We start from the raw sequence: 17,086 nt of genomic DNA, 5'->3' as shown, positions 1-17,086 counted from the left end.
TTGTTAAAGGGTTTAAAGTTGTTTAAATTGGTTTAAAGTTGTTCGATTAGGAGTCGATATACTTTGTCCCTTTGAAATCTTTTTTGTTTAGATAAGTGATGAAATTATGTATTTTAACACTTAATTTTTCATATTCAGAAATTAAGTTGGTTAATCTTTCTTCATTAATATATTCATTATCAAAAACTCGATATAATTGTGATCTTGTTTCTCCTGCAGAGCCTTTTGCAATAGATAAAAATTGGCGAAACTCTCCGTTTCCATTTCTTTCAAATCCTTCTGCAATATTGTCCATTACAGATCCTGATGAACCTTTAATTTGGTCTTTAAGTTTAAAGTCTTTGCTTAATTCAGTGGTCTTCGAAATTAAAATTATTTCTATTGATAGTCTTCTAGCTTCTATCCAAATTTCTAAATCTTCAAATCTTTTAATAGTAGCCATAGAACAATTTTAAACCAATTTAAACAATTTTAAACTTTTTCCTAATTCCAATTTTCCTCAAATCCATAATCTTCAAAGCTATCGTCACTTCCAAAAGCATCAAGATCATCTTCGTCTAAATCGTCATCAAATTCGTTATAGCTTTCTTCTTCATCAAAATCGGCTTGAAAATGTTTTTCCATCGCTTCGGCTGGCATTTCTCCATGCGAAAAAAGTAAACTTGGATAGATAACTCCGGTTTCAATAGTGTCTTCAACCGCTGCAAGTTCTACTAAAAATGTCCACATATTGATAAAATCATAGACATAGATTATTTTAGTGTTGTCTTCGTCAAGAATATCTGCCAATTCGTAATCGCTCATGATTTTGTTTTCACCAGGAATATCACCAGAGTCAAACATTGGAATTTCATCTTCTTGGTTCCAAGTGTCATCACAAGTATAGAAAGAGGCTACTTCCAAACCATCAAAACCAAAAGCATTAACAATTGCATTGTGTAAATCTTCTAAAGTATCTGTTTCAAGAATTGCAATATCTCTAAAAATATCCTCTTCTGCATCAAGAATCACTCTAAATTTGTAAACCATAATCTTATTTTTAATAAAGCGTCAAAGGTAAAATATTAATTATGAAATACGAATTTTGAATTACGTTTTGTTAATAAGATTTCTATTCCTTTTCATAAAACTCTATGGGTAAATTGTCTGGATCAGAAATAAAGAAAAATCTTTTATTAGTAAATTCATCTGTTCGAATAATTTCACAAGGAATGTTATTTGAAATTAAAAAATCTCTTGTAAACTCAACAGCATCAACTTCAAATGCTAAATGCCTCAATCCACAAGCTTCTGGTTGCGAAACTCTTTGTGGAGGATTTGGAAATGAGAACAATTCAATACAATAAGTACCATTTAGCGATAAATCTAATTTATAGGAATCACGCTCTTTTCGATACACTTCAGAAATGATTTTGAATCCTAAAATTTCGGTATAAAATCTTTTCGAAATATCGTAGTTTGAGCAAATAATAGCAATATGATGGATTTTATTGAGTTGAAGCATTCCTAGATTTTTATGTGACAAAATTACAATTTTTTAAAATTGCTTTTCTTTTAATTTACAATTCATCCATTTAATTCTACAATTCAGTAAATACAAATTTATTTTTTAAAATTGTTACTGCAACTTTGCTTCATCAAAAACAATCAATAATGAAAACAACAATTACATTTCTTTTAGCATTAATTTCAACTTTTGCTTTTTCTCAAACCAAAATTTCGGGTAAAGTTGTAGATGAAAAAAATAATCCAGTGCCAAGTGCTAATATTTATATTGATGGTACTTACGATGGAGCAACATCTACAGAAAATGGAGAATTTACTTTTACAACTTCAGAAACTGGAAGCAAAGTTTTGGTAATTACTTTTCTTTCTTATGAAACTTTAAAAACTCCAATTGTAATTGAAACTTATCAAACTAAGACTTTCAAACTAAAAGAAAGTATGAATACTATTGATGCTGTTGTTATCAATGCAGGAACTTTTGAAGCTGGCGATAAAGCTAAAAACACAGTTTTAAAACCATTAGATATTGTTACAACTGCGGGTTCAAACGGCGATATTGTTTCGGCTTTGCAAACGTTGCCAGGTACACAAACGGTAGGAGAAAGCGGACGATTATTTGTTCGTGGTGGTGAAGCCGATGAAACGCAAACTTACGTTGATGGAATTCGTGTGGCACAACCTTTTGGTTCGACAACTCAAAATTTACCAACTCGCGGACGATTTTCACCTTTTCTTTTCAGTGGAATTTCTTTCTCAACTGGAGGTTATTCTGCCGAATATGGTGAAGCTTTATCTAGTGTTTTATTGCTGAATACAACCGATATGGCAACGGAAAACAAAACTGACATTTCATTTATGACTGTAGGTTTAGGTTTAGCAAATACTCAAAAATGGAAAAAAAGCTCGCTAACATTTAATACGGCATACATTGATTTGGCTCCATACCAAGTAGCAATTCCTCAAAATATAGATTGGAATAGAGCATTTCAATCGCTTTCAGGTGAAGTTGTTTATCGTTATAAATTAGAACGTGGTTTGTTTAAATTATATTCAGCTTTCGACGCATCACGATTTGATTTAAATCAAGAAAGTATCAATTCTGTTGCTAAAACCAGAGTCGATTTAAAAAATAATAATCTTTATGTAAATGCTTCTTATAAGGGAAGTTTTGGTTCAAATTGGCAACTTACAACAGGTTTGAGTTATGGATTAGGAAATAATAAAATTGGTTTGGATAACCAAAGAATAGAAAATACTGAACATGCATCTCATTTAAAACTAAAAATTAAAAAACCAATTTCAGATCGAATTAAATTATCTTTTGGTGCAGATTATTTCTTAACAAAATTTGATGAGGAATATTCATTTGTAACCGAAAGAACTGGTTATAATTCAAATATTGTAGCAGGATTTACTGAAGCTGATATTTTCTTTTCTAAAAAATTAGCAATGAAAGTTGGAGTTAGAGTAGTAAATAATGATTTATTGAATGAAACTTCTATTTCTCCAAGAACATCATTGGCATACAAAATTAGTAAAGCAAGTCAATTTTCTGTTGCTTATGGCGAATTTGAACAAGCTCCAAGACAAGATTATTTGAAATTTAATTCGGATTTTAAAAACGAAAGAGCATCTCACTACATTCTGAATTTTGAATATAATAAGAACAAACGTACTTTTAGAAGTGAAATTTATTTTAAAGATTACAATGATTTAGTAAAATATGACACTCAAGTAGCACAATACAATTCTAATTTTAATAATAATGGAGTTGGTTTTGCAAAAGGTTTAGATGTTTTTTGGAGAGATAATAAATCAATTAAAAATTTAGAATACTGGGTTTCATATTCTTATATTGATACTAAAAGAGATTATAAAAATTATGAAGCTGAAGTTACTCCAAGTTTCGTGGCAAAAAACAATTTTTCGATAGTAACTAAATATTGGATAAGCGATTGGAAATCAAGTGTTGGTTTGTCATATAGTTTCAATTCTGGACGACCTTATGACAATCCAAATGAAATAAATTTCATGAACGGAAAAACTAAAAGTTACAATAATGTGAGTATGAGTTGGGCTTATTTATTAAGTCAACAAAAGATATTATTTGTTTCGATTAGCAATGTTTTAGGAACTCAAAATGTATTTGGTTATGATTATGCAAATTCACCAGATTCAAATGGAGTTTTTCAAAGAAAAGCAATAATTCCTACAGCAGATCGATTTTTCTTCGTTGGGTTCTTTTGGACTATAAGCGATAATAAAAAGGATAATCAACTTGATAATTTGTAAATTAAAATTTTAATGAATCAGGATTTTGGCGTGTATCGTACAATCTTAAAATTTCAATTCTAGTATCCGTCTCTTTATAGTAAAGTGTGTTTTGCTTTGTAACGACACACTTTCTTATTTCAAGTTGTACGTTTAAAAAGGGAAACTGATTTGGGTTTTTATGAATTAAATCAATGCAGTAATCTAATTTAGATATGAATTTTAAACAAACATTTTTATTCCAACGGTGTTCCAAATATTCAAGTAATTTGGCAAAATCATCCTCTGCATGCGAAGACCATTTTATTGGTTTACGCATATTTCTTTTTGTATTTATCCATGATTGTTTTATGGTCAATTCCTTCAGAAGAACTCATTTCTTCAATAGCATCAATTAGACCACTTTGTTGAGAATTTGATAATGAATTCCATTCTTCGGTATCGTTTTCTTTGTTTATAAAATTAACAAATAAACCATAAACTTGTTCCAATTTGGATTTCTCAAGAGTATCAATTTCTCTGAATAATTTTAATTTTAATTCTGCTGAACTCATAACATTATTTTTATCAAATTTACAAAAAAAATCAATTGAATACAATTCATCCCAAAAAATCAACAATTCGGTAAGTATAAATTTCTCAACCAATAGGAACAGTATACTTTTACATCAGAATTAAGAACAAGAGTTTTAATCATCAATAAAAAATCAATTTTATAACAATTTAAAATTTAGAAATCATGACAAAAGTTATCACAACATTAGTAGTATTTTTAGCAACAGTTTTATCTGTAAATGCACAACAGTATGAGCAAGGAATGGGAAAAGCATTCGCAACATGGAGAACAGGAAATGCAACAGAAGCATCAGCTTTATTTGAAAGAATTGCATCGGTTGAAAAAACAAATTGGTTACCAAATTATTATGTAGCTTTAGTAAATACAACAGAAGCTTTTAATCCAGCAAATGCTAAAAATGCGACAGCTTTAATCAATAAAGCACAAGCAGCTTTAGACGCAGCCGAATTGATTTCGCCAAACAATGCAGAAATTCTAATAATGCAAGCTATGATTAATACGGCTTTAATTGTTCAAGATCCTATGACTAACGGAATGAAACTTTCTGCTCCAACAATTGAATTGTATGAAAGAGCATTAAAATTAGCTCCAGAAAATCCAAGAGCTGTTTTTGGTAAAGCAGAATTTGAAATTGGTGGTGCACAATATTGGGGAACAGATACTAAACCAATGTGTGAGCAAGTTGCAAAATCTATCGAATTATTTGCTAAATTTAAACCTGAAACAGAATTTCATCCAACTTGGGGTTTAGATAGAGCACAAGAAACATTGAAAAACTGCGGAAAGTAATATAAATATCCTGCAAGGTATTTAAATCCTTGGAGCTTTAAGTTAATAAAAGATGAAAAACAATAGATATTTAAGAGAATTTCCAAGAGCACTTTTAATAGGATTTGGTATTTTTTGTATCATAACTTTGATAAATGTTCTAAATGGTTCTAGCTTAAAATTTGATGAAAATTTGAAAGTTACTTTTCTATATACTTTGTTATATAGTGTTTCTCTTCATTTGGCTAATACCTCTTTATTTATTTTTCTTGATTCGATTTTTAAAGAAGAGCGTTTTTCTAAAAAGAGAATATTTATAGGCTTTACTTTATCATTTTTCTTATCGCTTTTTGTGATTTTTATATTAAGAGTTTTTGAAGATGTTGTAATTGAAAATAAAACATTTGACTCTTTTATATCAAATGAAAAACCATCAAATTATATTGTTGCATCGGCGTTTTCTTTTATTGTAATATCAATTGTTCATATAATTTATCTCTACAAATATTATCAAGAGACTAAACTTAAAGAACAAAAAATAATTGCAGGAACTGCTAATGCAAAGTTTGAAAGTTTAAAAAATCAAATTGATCCTCATTTTCTCTTTAATAGTTTGAATGTTTTGAGTTCATTGATTGAGGAAAACCCCGAAAATGCACAACAGTTTACCACTTCATTATCTAAGATTTATCGTTACGTTTTAGAACAAAAAGATAAAGAGTTAGTAACCGTTCAAGAAGAATTAGCTTTTGCTAAAACGTATATGAAGTTGTTGAAAATGCGTTTCGAAAACAGCATCACTTTTGAAATTCCAACTGATTTTGAAAATACCGATGCCAAAGTGGTTCCGTTGTCATTACAATTATTATTAGAAAATACCATTAAACACAATGTGGTTAGTGAAAACAAACCACTTCATATCAAAATTTATATAAAAGATAATTTTTTAGTAGTAGAAAATAACCTGCAAAAGAAAGAAGTTTTGCAAGACAGAAAAGGTGTTGGACTTCAAAATATTGTAAGCCGATATGCTATTCTTTCAGAAAGAAAAGTCTTAATTGACGAGAATAAAGAAACATTTGCAGTTTATCTACCTATTTTAACAAAACAAATAAGTATCATGGAAAAAACAAATACATTTAATGAAAACACTTCTTACTTGAGAGCTAAAGAACGTGTAGAAAAACTAAAAGGTTTTTATGGAAATCTGGCTTCTTATTGTGTCGTGATTCCAATTTTAATTATCATAAATTTAAATTCACCACATGATTTTCAATGGTTTTGGTTTCCAATGTTTGGTTGGGGTTTAGGAGTTCTGTTTCATGCTTTTGAAACTTTTGGATACGGAAAATCTTGGGAAGAAAAGAAAATTCAAGAAATATTGAACAAACAAAATAGTAACAATAATAAATGGAACTAATGATGAATTCTAATCAAGATTTTGAAAATTACCAAAAAGCAAAAAAGCAAGTTGAGGAAATTAAAGGATTCTATTCGCATTTAACATTTTTTATAATTTTTAATGCAATAATAATTTTTATCAATTTAAAATATTCACCTAATCATCTTTGGTTTTTTTGGACGACTTTCAGTTGGGGTTTGGGTGTACTTGTTCATGCAGTAAAAGTTTTTAATTGGTTTCCGTTTTTTGGAAAAAGTTGGGAAGAAAAAAAGATGCAACAGTTTATAGAAGAAGAAAACAATAAACAAAATAAATACGAATAATTATGACACCAGAAGAACAAATACAGTACGAAAAAGCATTAAAACGTGTCAAAAAAATAAAAGGTTTTTATACGCATTTATTGGTGTATGTTGTCATCAATTTAATATTTGTTGTGGTTAATATTCAAGACCTTGAAAAAGGTGAAAGTTATTTTCAATTTAAGAACTTTTTTACAGCTTTCTTTTGGGGAATTGGTTTAGCAGCACATGCACTTTCAGTTTTTGGACCTAATTTATTACTGGGAAATGACTGGGAAGAAAAGAAAATTAAAGAGTTGATGGAGAAGGAAAAGAGTGAAAAACAAAAATGGAACTAATGATAAATTTGGAACTTATTTTTAAAATTTTACTTGTGATTCATATCATTGCGGGAAGTGTTGGATTGATTACTGGAACAATAAATATTGCTCGTAAAAAAGGTGATAAATTGCACAAAAATGTTGGTTTGTTTTTTCTTTATGGGATGTTAATCAACGGCTTAGCAGGTTTATTAATGACCTTAATTCATAGTAATCCTTTTCTGTTTATTGTTGGAATTTTTTCAATATACATGGCAGCCACAGGACAACGATATCTTTCTTTAAAAGGATTGTTAAAAGGTGAAAAAGCCAAAAATATAGATTGGATTTTAAGTTCAACAATGTTACTTTTCGGAATTGGGTTTGTTATTTATGGAATCTTACTATTGGTTTCAAGCAATAATTTTGGAATAGTGTTGTTAGTCTTTGGATTTATCAGTGTTTCAATGGTTTATCAAGATTTTAAAAATTATAAAGGCCAAAATTCAATAAAAAACTTTTGGTTATTGGTTCACATTCAACGAATGATTGGTTCCTATATTGCAGCTGCTACGGCTTTTTTAGTAGTCAATAATACTATTTTACCAGGAATTGTAGCTTGGCTTTTACCAACATTAATTTTAACTCCATTAATTTTTAAATGGTCAAATAAATATAAAATCGTTTCAAAATAAGAATATGAACATAATAATTATAGAAGACGAAAAACCTGCTGCAAGATTGTTGCAACGAAAAGTTGAAAAATTAGGATTGCAAGTCAATCAAATGTTGCATTCTGTTGAGGAATCAATCCATTGGTTTAATAACAATTCGCATCCAGATTTGATATTTCTCGATATTCAATTGTCTGATGGTTTATCGTTTGAAATATTTGAACACTTCGGCAAAGCTCAGTGTGACATTAAAAGTGCTGTAATTTTTACAACAGCTTACGATGAATATGCGTTGCGTGCTTTTAAACTAAACAGTATTGATTATCTTTTAAAACCTATTGATGAGGATGATTTAGCAATTGCAATTACAAAATTCAAAAATCAATTTCAAAAAAGTCTAATTTCAGGTTTAGATTTTGAAGCCATAAAAAAGATGTTGGTAAACCCAGTTGACAGAGAATATAAAAAACGATTTACTATCAAAATGGGACAACAACTTAAAATGATAACTATTGATGAAGTAGAATGTTTTTACAGTGAAAATAAAGGAACATACTTGCATACATTCGATGGACGAGATTACTTATTAGACACAACTTTAGAGCAACTCGAAAGTGAATTAGATCCAAAAGATTTCTATCGTATTTCAAGAAAATTTATTATTCCGATGAAAGGAATTAAAGAAATTCAAATGCACAGTAATTCCCGATTAAAGGTAATTTTGCCAACTTACAAAGACGATGAAGTAATTGTGGCTAGAGAAAAAGTAAGCGATTTTAAAAGTTGGTTGGGTTAAGTAATAACTAGTTTCCTAATTCCAATCAATACAAAAATTAACATCGTATAAACAATAAAAAACGGAACTATAAATTCAATCCAACCTAAAGGCAACATTACTGCAATTATTAGCAATTGAAATCCTAATCCATAAATCGAAAGTAATGTCATAAACCAATTAGGAAATGTTTTTACTTTGTAGGCATCTTTATCTAACGCATGAATTATTTTATCAAAAACGCCATAGACTACAGTGTAAATTCCAAATAAAATATCGACTGATTTTTGTTTTTCTCCTGGTAAAGCTTTTGGTGATTTGTATTCAAATACTTTACTAGTAGTATCACCACCAACTGATTTATTTCGAAGAATTACATAGTAATAATTATATAAAGTTCCTTGCAATTGAATTCCTATAAACGCCAATAAGCAAAACCAAATAGTTGTTTTTGATACATAGCAAATAGTCATTAGAAATAAGAAGTTTAAAATAATATCAAAAACACTATCCAAATATCTTCCCACATACGAAGGTGTGTTTTTAAGTCGTGCTAATTCTCCATCGGCAGCATCAATTCCAGATTTTAAAACAATAAAAAATCCAGCCCAAAAATACTGATGTGTAAGTATGCAGTAAATTGCAATTAAACCCGAAATCCCAAATAAAATGGTAACATGAATAGGAGTGAAGCGAGTACTTTTAAGTTGATTTGCAAGGAATTTTCCAAAAGGTCTTCCGTAATCGGATAAGTCAAGAAATTTATCTTGCGCCGTAAGTTTTGACATTTAAAGTTAAGAAATCAAAAGAATGTGACAATATAGTCGGGCTACAAATATACTTTATAAATTGGATTTTTTGTTATTGGATTCTAAAATCATATAAAATTGGAAACCAAATAATAGCGTAGCTAACACAATATGAATGGTTTGCGTTCCAAATGGAAAATCAAAATAGTACATTGAAATTCCTGATATGATTTCAATTACTAACAAAATCATAACCCAATTTAATTTTTTAAAACCTAAATTCAGCTTTTTATTTTGAGTAAATAAATATAAATTAACTAGCAAAACTATTACTGAAAAACTGCGATGAATGTAAAAAGACAAACTCGGATTTTGAAGCCAAAAAACTTCTGGCGCTCCAGTTTCTGCAATGGTATCAACATGTTCTCTAACACTTGTTCCTAAAACGACTTGAATAATTGTTAGAGTTAAAGAAATAATTAAAATCCAATTAAATTTTCTGTTTGAAATTAGGGTTTTTTTATCTTTTTGAACCGTATAAATTGTAATTAATTGGAACGCAACAATAAGTAGTGCTGCCAACATATGTGTAGTTATTTTTACAGGATTTAAAACAGAATCTACAACAGTTTTTCCAAGCCAGGCCTGAAATCCCATTAGAATACAAATTAGAAATGAGAGTATAATGAGCTTTTTATTGTCTTTCCAAAACCAAAATGAAAGGATAAAAGTTACAAAACAAGCAATTCCTGCTAAAGCTCCTAACAATCTATTGATATATTCTACCCAAGTGTGTAGTGGATTGAAAACTGCATAATCATGTTTAGTATATTTTTCCCAATTTGAAGAGTCAAAAGTTGATTTTGATGTAAAATTCGTTTTTGCAACTAATAACGTTTCATCTTTTATAATTACTTGACCTTTATCATATTCTTTTCCGGCAGTAAAAAGTAATTCCTTTTCTTGTGTTGGCGGAATATAATATCCAAAACATTTTGGCCAATCAGGGCAACCCATTCCCGAACCAGTTAGTCGAACAAAAGCACCAGCAAAAATCACAAGGTAAACTAGAACTAAAGCTATTTTGGCCGATTTTAAAAAGTATATTTTCATCAATCTTATTTTAACAAATTTATTTTAATGTTTTTAATCCAAAACTGTAACAAAAGTTAATCTTTACTTATTTTCTACTTTTTTTAACCCTAATTTTTCTGCTCTATTCAGAACAAAATCATAAGCTGCTTGATATTCATTTGGAATTTTTCCATCTAAAATAGCTTCTTTAACTGCTTCTTTCAACATTCCAATTTCTCTTGATGGTTTTAAATTAAAGATTTCCATAATTTCTTCACCCGAAATTGGTGGCTGAAATTGACGTACATGATCGCGTTCTTCAACTTCAATAATCTTCTTTCGAACGATGTCAAAATTGTTGTGGTATTTCTTGAATTTCGCTGGGTTTTTAGTCGTAATATCGGCTTCACAAAGTGTCATTAAATGATCAACGTCTTCACCAGCGTCAAAAACCAAACGTCTTACTGCTGAATCGGTTACAATATCTTCAGCCAAAACAATTGGTCTCGAACTCAACATGACCATTTTCTGAACAAACTTCATTTTTTGGTTCAATGGCATATGCAATCTTTCAAAGATTTTTTTTACCATTTTTCCACCAAGAAATTCATGTCCGTGGAATGTCCAACCTTGTTTTTTGTTGAATTTTTTTGTTGGAGCTTTTCCAATATCGTGCAATAATGCTGCCCAACGTAACCAAACATCATCAGTATTTGGACAAATATTATCAACAACTTCTAACGTATGATAAAAGTTGTTTTTATGAGTATGACCTTCAATTTCTTCTACATTATTTAAAGCAGTTAATTCGGGTAAAATGATGTCTAAAAGTCCCGTTTTATATAAATGTAAAAAACCTATTGATGGTTTATCTGTTGATAGAATTTTGTTTAATTCATCTACAATTCGTTCTCCAGAAATAATCTTGATTCTATCTTTATTTCTTGAAATAGCTTCTAATGATTCGGTTTCAATTTCAAATTTTAACTGCGTTGCAAAACGAATACCGCGCAACATTCGCAAAGGATCATCAGAATAAGTAATATCAGGATTTAATGGCGTTTTTATGGTTTTATTTTCTAAATCGGTCAATCCATTAAATGGATCAACTAATTCGCCATAACTTGTTTCATTCAACGAAAAAGCCAATGCATTTATGGTAAAATCACGACGGTTTTGGTCATCTTCCAATGTTCCGTTTTCTACAATTGGGTTTCTGCTGTCTTGATTATAGCTTTCTTTTCGAGCGCCAACAAACTCAATATCAATTTCTTTGTATCGAAGCATTGCTGTTCCATAGTTTTTAAAAACCTGAACTTTAGGTTTGTTAGGCAACAATTCCGATACTTTCAAAGCCAAATCAATTCCTGAACCTACAGCAACAACATCAATATCTTTTTTAAAATCTCTTTGAAGTAAAAAATCACGAACAAAACCGCCAATTACATAACTATCAACATTGAGTTCTTGGCTAGCTTGAGCTATAATTTTAAATATTGGATTATTTAGTGCTTTAGTGTAGTTCATTAATATTGTTTCAAGTTTCAAGTTTCAAGTATCAGGAACAATAACATGAAACCAGAAACATTTATTTTCTTATTATTTTTACCTGATTGTCTAACGTTAGTTTTATAATCGTGGATGGATTTTTACAAACTTTATCATGTTGCAAATTTACTACATAGTCTACACCTTTAATAATTTCGGGACTAATTTCTTTGAAAGTTTTTGGTGTTACGTTTCCAGAAATATTTGCTGATGTTGAAACAAGCGGTCGTTTCATACGTTCCATTAGCTTGAAGCAAAATGGTTCTTTTACTAATCGTACACCTAATGTTTTATCCTCAGCAATAATATTTGCGGCTACATTTCTTGGATTATCTAAAATTAACGTCGTTGGTTTTTCAGATAAATCTAAAATTTCCCAGGCAACATCAGGAATTTCTTTGAAAACATTGTACATCATTTTTTCACCATTCATCAGCACAATCATGCTTTTAGAATCATCACGCTGTTTTAAGGCATAAATTTTTTTTATTGCTTCTTCATTAGTTGCATCACAACCAATTCCCCATACAGTATCTGTTGGATAAAGTATTATTCCACCATTTTTGATGACTTCAAATGCGTTGTGAACTTCGGTATTAATGTCCATATATTTTTTTTGCAAATATAATGTAAAGTTCAAGAATTTTGTTTTGATTATATTTGCAAAAATTTAAGCGAATGCAACTTTTATTATTTATTTTTTTATATCCAATTCTTTGGCTAATTTCAATACTTCCATTTAGATTATTATATATCTTTTCTGATTTTGTTTATATACTAGTTTACAGAATTATAAAATACAGAAAAAAAATAGTAAGAGATAATATAGCAATGGCATTGCCAAATTTATCTATTGATGAACGAATTTCTATTGAAAAAAAGTTTTACGCTCACATGTGTGATATGTTTTTAGAAATGATTAAAACCATGACCATATCACAAAAAGAGATTGAAAAAAGGTTTTCATTTACAAACTTAGATGTTTATTTAGATTTAGAAAAAAAAGGAAAAAGTGTGGCGTTACTTTGTTCACATTATGCAAGTTACGAATGGGTTTTGTCCATGAATAAATATATTACTTTTAAAGGTTTTGGAATTTATAAAAGAGTAAACAACAAGTATTTTGATAAACTTGTTCGAAATATTCGCTCAAGGTTTAAGGCAGAATTGATAACAACGAGAGAAACTAGACCAACAATCGAAAGAAACTCTAGAGACGGTGTTTTAAGTCTTTATGGATTTGCAAGTGATCAATCGCCACAAATAAAAACAAAAACATATTGGAGTACTTTCATGGGAATTGAAACTCCAGTTCACGTTGGTGCTGAAGTTTTAGCAAAACGATATGACATGAATATGGTTTTTTTGAAAGTTAGAAAAGTAAAACGTGGCTATTATGAAGCTGATTTAGAATTACTTTCGGAAAATGTTACTGAAATTCCCGATTTTGAAATTACTGAGATTTTTCTAAAAAAAGTAGAGGTTTTAATTAAAGAAGCACCAGAGTTTTATTTATGGACACATAAACGTTGGAAGCATAAAAAAAGTGTTTAATTTGTTTTAAATTACAAATTAGTTAGTTGTGCTATAAATGAATTAAAGTTTTGCATATCAAACTATTTATTTTTATGTTTGTGTACTATGAAAATTTCAGTAATAATTTCTACTTACAATTCTGAAGAGTGGTTGCGCAAGGTTTTATTGGGTTACACCATTCAAACAGAGAAGGATTTTGAAATTATTATTGCAGATGATGGTTCCACAAATAAAACTAAAGAACTCATTGATAGTTTTAGAAATCAATTTATCAACAAAATTAAACATATTTGGCATGAAGATAATGGTTTTAGAAAATGTAAAATTTTAAATAAAGCCATTGAAAATGCTACTTCAGATTATTTGCTTTTTACTGATGGTGATTGTATTCCGCGAAAAGATTTTGTAGCTACTCATTTGGCTAATAAAAAGCAAGGATGTTTTTTATCTGGTGGATATTTTAAGCTACCAATAGAAACGTCAAATGCAATTTCTGAGGAAATAATTACTAATGGCGATTGTTTTAAAGTTTCTTGGTTGACAAAAAATGGTTTGAAACTAAATTTTAAAGTTTCTAAACTCATAAAAAATAAACTCTTTTCATCTTTTATGAATTGGGTTACACCAACAAAACCATCGTGGAATGGACATAACTCATCAGGATTCAAATCGGATATTTTAGCAGTAAATGGTTTTAATGAATTGCTTTCTTATGGTGGAGAAGACAGAGAAATGGGCGAAAGATTATTTAATTTAGGAATTTTCTCTAAACAAATTAGATACAGTGCAATTTGTTTGCATTTGTATCATGAAAGAAATTATGTTGATTTAGAAAACATAAAACGTAACATGGAAATTAGAAAATTCAATAAGAAGAATAATGTAGTAAAAATTGAATTTGGAATAAATAAGCATTAATTGTCTATATAAAATAATAGAATTTATGGAAATGTCGGTTATTTTTAGCACTTATAATTCTGAAGAATGGTTAGAAAAAGTAATCATTGGATTTAGTGTTCAAACATTTAGAAATTTTGAAATTATTATTGCTGATGATGGTTCTAGAGAAACAACTAAACAATTAATTGATAAATTAAAAACAGAAATTGACATTCCAATAATTCATGTATGGCAAGAAGATAACGGATTTCAAAAATCACAAATTTTAAACAAAGCTATTCTTGCGTCTACTTCAGACTATTTGATTTTTACCGATGGCGATTGTATTCCTCGACAAGATTTTGTTGAAGTTCACAATAACTTTAGAGAAAAAGGATACTTTCTTTCCGGAGGATATTTTAAATTGCCTATGGATATTTCTAAAGCTATTACAAAAGAGGATATTGTTTATCAGCGTTGTTTTGATATTAATTGGTTAAAACAAAATGGTTTACCATCGAGTTATAAAAACATTAAGTTCACTTCAAAAGGTTTTATGTCAAAGCTACTGAACTTTTTAACTCCTACAAATGCTTCATGGAATGGTCATAATTCATCTGGATGGAAAAAAGATTTAATAGCCATAAACGGTTTTAATCAAGAAATGCAATATGGTGGTCAAGACAGAGAATTAGGTGAACGATTATTTAATTTGGGTTTAAAATCAAAACAAATTAGATATTCTGCTATTTGTGTGCATTTAGACCATAAACGCGGTTATGTAAATGAAGAAACTTGGAAGAAAAACCACGCTATTCGAAAAAATACTCGAGACAATAAAGTTGTAAAAACGCCAATTGGAATCGATTCTAATTAAAATTTTTTAATCGTATTTTCTTGTTTTTTATAATTTGATATTAAAATGTTCAACTAATGCATCCCATTGTTGATTGTTTTTTAGTTTTCCAACGTTTTGTTTTTTTAAAGATACTTTTTGAGTAGCCATTATTGGAATATTTTGCTTAGGTGTAATAGATACTTTTTTAATATTAGTTTTATTAAGTATTGCCATAGCTTTAAACCATAAATCATCTGCCTTTGGGGCTAATTTCATGTACAGTTCAGAATTTAAAGTTTCTTTAGGTAAAGAATTTGGAGGATATAAAATTCCATTATAACCTAATGCTAAAAAAGTACTTGGTTTTGACAAGTCTCTTAATTTCCATTGATTATACGGTAATATATTATTATCGTCATCATATTGAATTTGGCGTAATGTATAAGCAATAATATCTTTTGGACTTTTTAAATGTTCTTCATACAATCCTTTCAACCAATCTTTGTCATACATTAAATCATCATCGCAAGTAACTATAATTTCATTTGGATATTTTTCTAGCGTTGGAACTAGCTTCACATGAGAACTATTTAAAGTTGTAAATTCTATTGTGAAAATATCACCAAAAAGTCTTTTCAAATTATTTGGGATTTTGTTTTCCAAAGAACTATCTAACCACAAAATTATTTTTTTTGGTTTATTGGTTTGAATTAGCAAACTTTTCACTACAAGATGTAACCTGTTTAGTCTGAAAGGGATTGAGGTTAATGAAACGATTACGGGTATTTCATTACCTTCAAAATTTTTTAACTTTTTGGTATTAAGTAATCGTAACTTTAACTCAGAAATTATTGAATAGGGTACTTCCTTTGATTTCATTTATAGCTTAATTTTTGTTGTATTCTTATTTTTTGTTCAAATATACAATTTATCTAACCATTTTTTTATGTAGTCCACTTTAGCATCTGAATATAAATCTAAACTTTGAATATTTAAAAAAATCTTATTGGAGTTGATTTTACCCAAAAATAATCTAAGCTTAATCCAAAATATATTTTTTTTAGGTGAATCAATTTGTATTAGTTGATAATCATTTTTCAGTGTGGCATTATTTTTTTGAACTTCTTCGAAAGCTGATATTGATTGAGTTAAAACATTTTTACCACTTCTAAATTTAAAACTAATATTGTTCAGAAAAATGTCAGGATTTAATTTGTAAAAATTTTCCATGGTAGATTTTCTAAATGTAAATGGAGTATGATTGATACAAATTTTTTTGGATTGATTCATTAATTTGAAAAAGAAATCTTGTTTGCGAGTATATCCTAAATATTCTCTTTTTCTTGGCTTTTTTAAACCCAATTTTAAAGCTAATTTTTTATGAAGTTTATCAGATTCAAATGACATGAATTTACCTCTAATGATTGGAACACCATTACTGTCAAAAAAATCACTTGGTTTTGTAGGTTTAATTAAAATCATATCATCATTAAAACAAATATAATTTTCTGATAGATTTGGAATATTAACTGCCATTGTTTCAATTGCATTTGAATTAAAAACAGGCAAAAAGTCTTCATAACCTTTAAAGATTACCGTGTGATCAATGATTTTAACTTTATTGTATTTTTCTAAATCAGCTTCTTTATAGAAAGGAGGAACTTGGTTATCGGTTATTATGTATATGTTTTTAATGTATGGTGCAAACTTGATAATGGAATCTACACAATATTTAATTTCATTACTTTGATTGTATCGAGTTTTAAATCCTATTAAATTAACAACAGAATCATCTTCTAAATATTTTGAAATTTTAATTCTATGGTTTTCATCATCACCATCTACCCATAAAATTATAGCATCGATATCAAATTTTGCTTCCATAATA

21 protein-coding genes are annotated in these 17,086 nt (G+C 28.8%); 10 read left to right on the top strand and 11 right to left on the bottom strand.

Annotation, left to right across the window (positions count from 1 at the left end; all coding sequences use genetic code 11):
- Window positions 1–46 precede the first annotated feature (46 nt).
- The 3 genes from Q0049_RS15010 to Q0049_RS15000 all read right to left on the bottom strand — a co-directional run bounded on the left by Q0049_RS15010 (window position 47) and on the right by Q0049_RS15000 (window position 1,504).
- Entirely contained in the window at window positions 47–442 is a 396-nt protein-coding gene (locus tag Q0049_RS15010) for a four helix bundle protein (RefSeq protein ID WP_298121531.1), read from the bottom strand.
- A gap of 41 nt (window positions 443–483) precedes the next feature.
- On the bottom strand, window positions 484–1,029 hold the full coding sequence (locus tag Q0049_RS15005) for a hypothetical protein (protein WP_298121528.1): 546 nt from the start codon (window positions 1,027–1,029) through the stop codon (window positions 484–486).
- A gap of 82 nt (window positions 1,030–1,111) precedes the next feature.
- Window positions 1,112–1,504: a VOC family protein gene (locus Q0049_RS15000; RefSeq protein ID WP_298121931.1), complete on the bottom strand. Its 393-nt coding sequence runs from the start codon at window positions 1,502–1,504 to the stop codon at window positions 1,112–1,114.
- Between the two features lie 149 nt (window positions 1,505–1,653).
- Here Q0049_RS15000 and Q0049_RS14995 point away from each other — a divergent pair, with 149 nt between their 5' ends.
- Entirely contained in the window at window positions 1,654–3,798 is a 2,145-nt protein-coding gene (locus tag Q0049_RS14995; protein WP_298121525.1) for a TonB-dependent receptor, read from the top strand.
- Window position 3,799: 1 nt separating this feature from the next.
- Here the strand turns inward: Q0049_RS14995 and Q0049_RS14990 are convergent, their stop codons facing one another.
- Together Q0049_RS14990 and Q0049_RS14985 are read right to left on the bottom strand one after the other, a co-directional pair.
- On the bottom strand, window positions 3,800–4,096 hold the full coding sequence (locus Q0049_RS14990) for a type II toxin-antitoxin system RelE/ParE family toxin (protein WP_298121522.1): 297 nt from the start codon (window positions 4,094–4,096) through the stop codon (window positions 3,800–3,802).
- Window positions 4,089–4,331: a hypothetical protein gene (locus Q0049_RS14985; protein WP_298121519.1), complete on the bottom strand. Its 243-nt coding sequence runs from the start codon at window positions 4,329–4,331 to the stop codon at window positions 4,089–4,091. The genes Q0049_RS14990 and Q0049_RS14985 overlap by 8 nt, the downstream gene beginning before the upstream one ends.
- A gap of 185 nt (window positions 4,332–4,516) precedes the next feature.
- Between Q0049_RS14985 and Q0049_RS14980 the strand changes: the two genes are divergently transcribed.
- The 6 genes from Q0049_RS14980 to Q0049_RS14955 are packed head-to-tail and all read left to right on the top strand — an operon-like array spanning window position 4,517 to window position 8,595.
- On the top strand, window positions 4,517–5,143 hold the full coding sequence (locus tag Q0049_RS14980) for a hypothetical protein (RefSeq protein ID WP_298121516.1): 627 nt from the start codon (window positions 4,517–4,519) through the stop codon (window positions 5,141–5,143).
- Between the two features lie 52 nt (window positions 5,144–5,195).
- Window positions 5,196–6,542, top strand: coding sequence for a 2TM domain-containing protein (locus Q0049_RS14975; RefSeq protein ID WP_298121513.1), 1,347 nt, complete (start codon window positions 5,196–5,198; stop codon window positions 6,540–6,542).
- Window positions 6,542–6,847, top strand: a complete 306-nt coding sequence (locus tag Q0049_RS14970) for a 2TM domain-containing protein (RefSeq protein ID WP_366521563.1) — start codon at window positions 6,542–6,544, stop codon at window positions 6,845–6,847. The genes Q0049_RS14975 and Q0049_RS14970 overlap by 1 nt, the downstream gene beginning before the upstream one ends.
- A gap of 2 nt (window positions 6,848–6,849) precedes the next feature.
- Window positions 6,850–7,164: a 2TM domain-containing protein gene (locus tag Q0049_RS14965; RefSeq protein ID WP_298121506.1), complete on the top strand. Its 315-nt coding sequence runs from the start codon at window positions 6,850–6,852 to the stop codon at window positions 7,162–7,164.
- 35 nt (window positions 7,165–7,199) lie between these two features.
- The gene (locus Q0049_RS14960; RefSeq protein WP_298121504.1) at window positions 7,200–7,820 is read left to right on the top strand and encodes a hypothetical protein; all 621 of its coding nucleotides are present in this window, start codon (window positions 7,200–7,202) and stop codon (window positions 7,818–7,820) included.
- A 4-nt stretch (window positions 7,821–7,824) separates the two neighbouring features.
- A complete protein-coding gene (locus Q0049_RS14955; protein ID WP_298121501.1) occupies window positions 7,825–8,595 on the top strand; it encodes a LytTR family DNA-binding domain-containing protein in 771 nt (256 codons plus the stop codon).
- On the opposite strand, the gene Q0049_RS14950 is transcribed toward Q0049_RS14955, so the two are convergent.
- The 4 genes from Q0049_RS14950 to Q0049_RS14935 all read right to left on the bottom strand — a co-directional run bounded on the left by Q0049_RS14950 (window position 8,592) and on the right by Q0049_RS14935 (window position 12,552).
- Window positions 8,592–9,362: a CDP-alcohol phosphatidyltransferase family protein gene (locus Q0049_RS14950; protein WP_298121499.1), complete on the bottom strand. Its 771-nt coding sequence runs from the start codon at window positions 9,360–9,362 to the stop codon at window positions 8,592–8,594. The genes Q0049_RS14955 and Q0049_RS14950 overlap by 4 nt on opposite strands.
- Before the next feature lie 54 nt (window positions 9,363–9,416).
- Complete coding sequence (locus Q0049_RS14945; RefSeq protein ID WP_298121496.1) at window positions 9,417–10,436, bottom strand: heme A synthase; 1,020 nt, start codon at window positions 10,434–10,436, stop codon at window positions 9,417–9,419.
- Between the two features lie 63 nt (window positions 10,437–10,499).
- A complete protein-coding gene (locus Q0049_RS14940; RefSeq protein ID WP_298121493.1) occupies window positions 10,500–11,924 on the bottom strand; it encodes an HD domain-containing protein in 1,425 nt (474 codons plus the stop codon).
- Window positions 11,925–11,985: 61 nt separating this feature from the next.
- Window positions 11,986–12,552 carry an L-threonylcarbamoyladenylate synthase gene (locus tag Q0049_RS14935; protein ID WP_298121491.1) on the bottom strand — a complete coding sequence of 189 codons (567 nt, stop codon included), beginning with the start codon at window positions 12,550–12,552 and terminating at the stop codon, window positions 11,986–11,988.
- A gap of 71 nt (window positions 12,553–12,623) precedes the next feature.
- On the opposite strand from Q0049_RS14935, the gene Q0049_RS14930 reads away from it, so the two are divergent.
- The 3 genes from Q0049_RS14930 (at window position 12,624) to Q0049_RS14920 (ending at window position 15,237) form a co-directional block, all read left to right on the top strand.
- A complete protein-coding gene (locus tag Q0049_RS14930; RefSeq protein ID WP_298121488.1) occupies window positions 12,624–13,499 on the top strand; it encodes a lysophospholipid acyltransferase family protein in 876 nt (291 codons plus the stop codon).
- An 87-nt stretch (window positions 13,500–13,586) separates the two neighbouring features.
- Window positions 13,587–14,399, top strand: coding sequence for a glycosyltransferase family 2 protein (locus Q0049_RS14925; protein WP_298121486.1), 813 nt, complete (start codon window positions 13,587–13,589; stop codon window positions 14,397–14,399).
- A 25-nt stretch (window positions 14,400–14,424) separates the two neighbouring features.
- Complete coding sequence (locus Q0049_RS14920; RefSeq protein ID WP_298121484.1) at window positions 14,425–15,237, top strand: glycosyltransferase family 2 protein; 813 nt, start codon at window positions 14,425–14,427, stop codon at window positions 15,235–15,237.
- 27 nt (window positions 15,238–15,264) lie between these two features.
- On the opposite strand, the gene Q0049_RS14915 is transcribed toward Q0049_RS14920, so the two are convergent.
- Window positions 15,265–16,077 carry a glycosyltransferase gene (locus tag Q0049_RS14915; protein WP_298121482.1) on the bottom strand — a complete coding sequence of 271 codons (813 nt, stop codon included), beginning with the start codon at window positions 16,075–16,077 and terminating at the stop codon, window positions 15,265–15,267.
- Between the two features lie 36 nt (window positions 16,078–16,113).
- Window positions 16,114–17,082, bottom strand: coding sequence for a hypothetical protein (locus Q0049_RS14910; RefSeq protein ID WP_298121480.1), 969 nt, complete (start codon window positions 17,080–17,082; stop codon window positions 16,114–16,116).
- Between the last annotated feature and the right edge of the window lie 4 nt (window positions 17,083–17,086).

It is taken from the genome of Flavobacterium sp. (assembly GCF_027484205.1).
Taxonomy (GTDB): domain Bacteria; phylum Bacteroidota; class Bacteroidia; order Flavobacteriales; family Flavobacteriaceae; genus Flavobacterium.
Note: the sequence above shows the minus strand (reverse complement) of the source record. Positions and strands in the feature narration are given on the sequence as shown.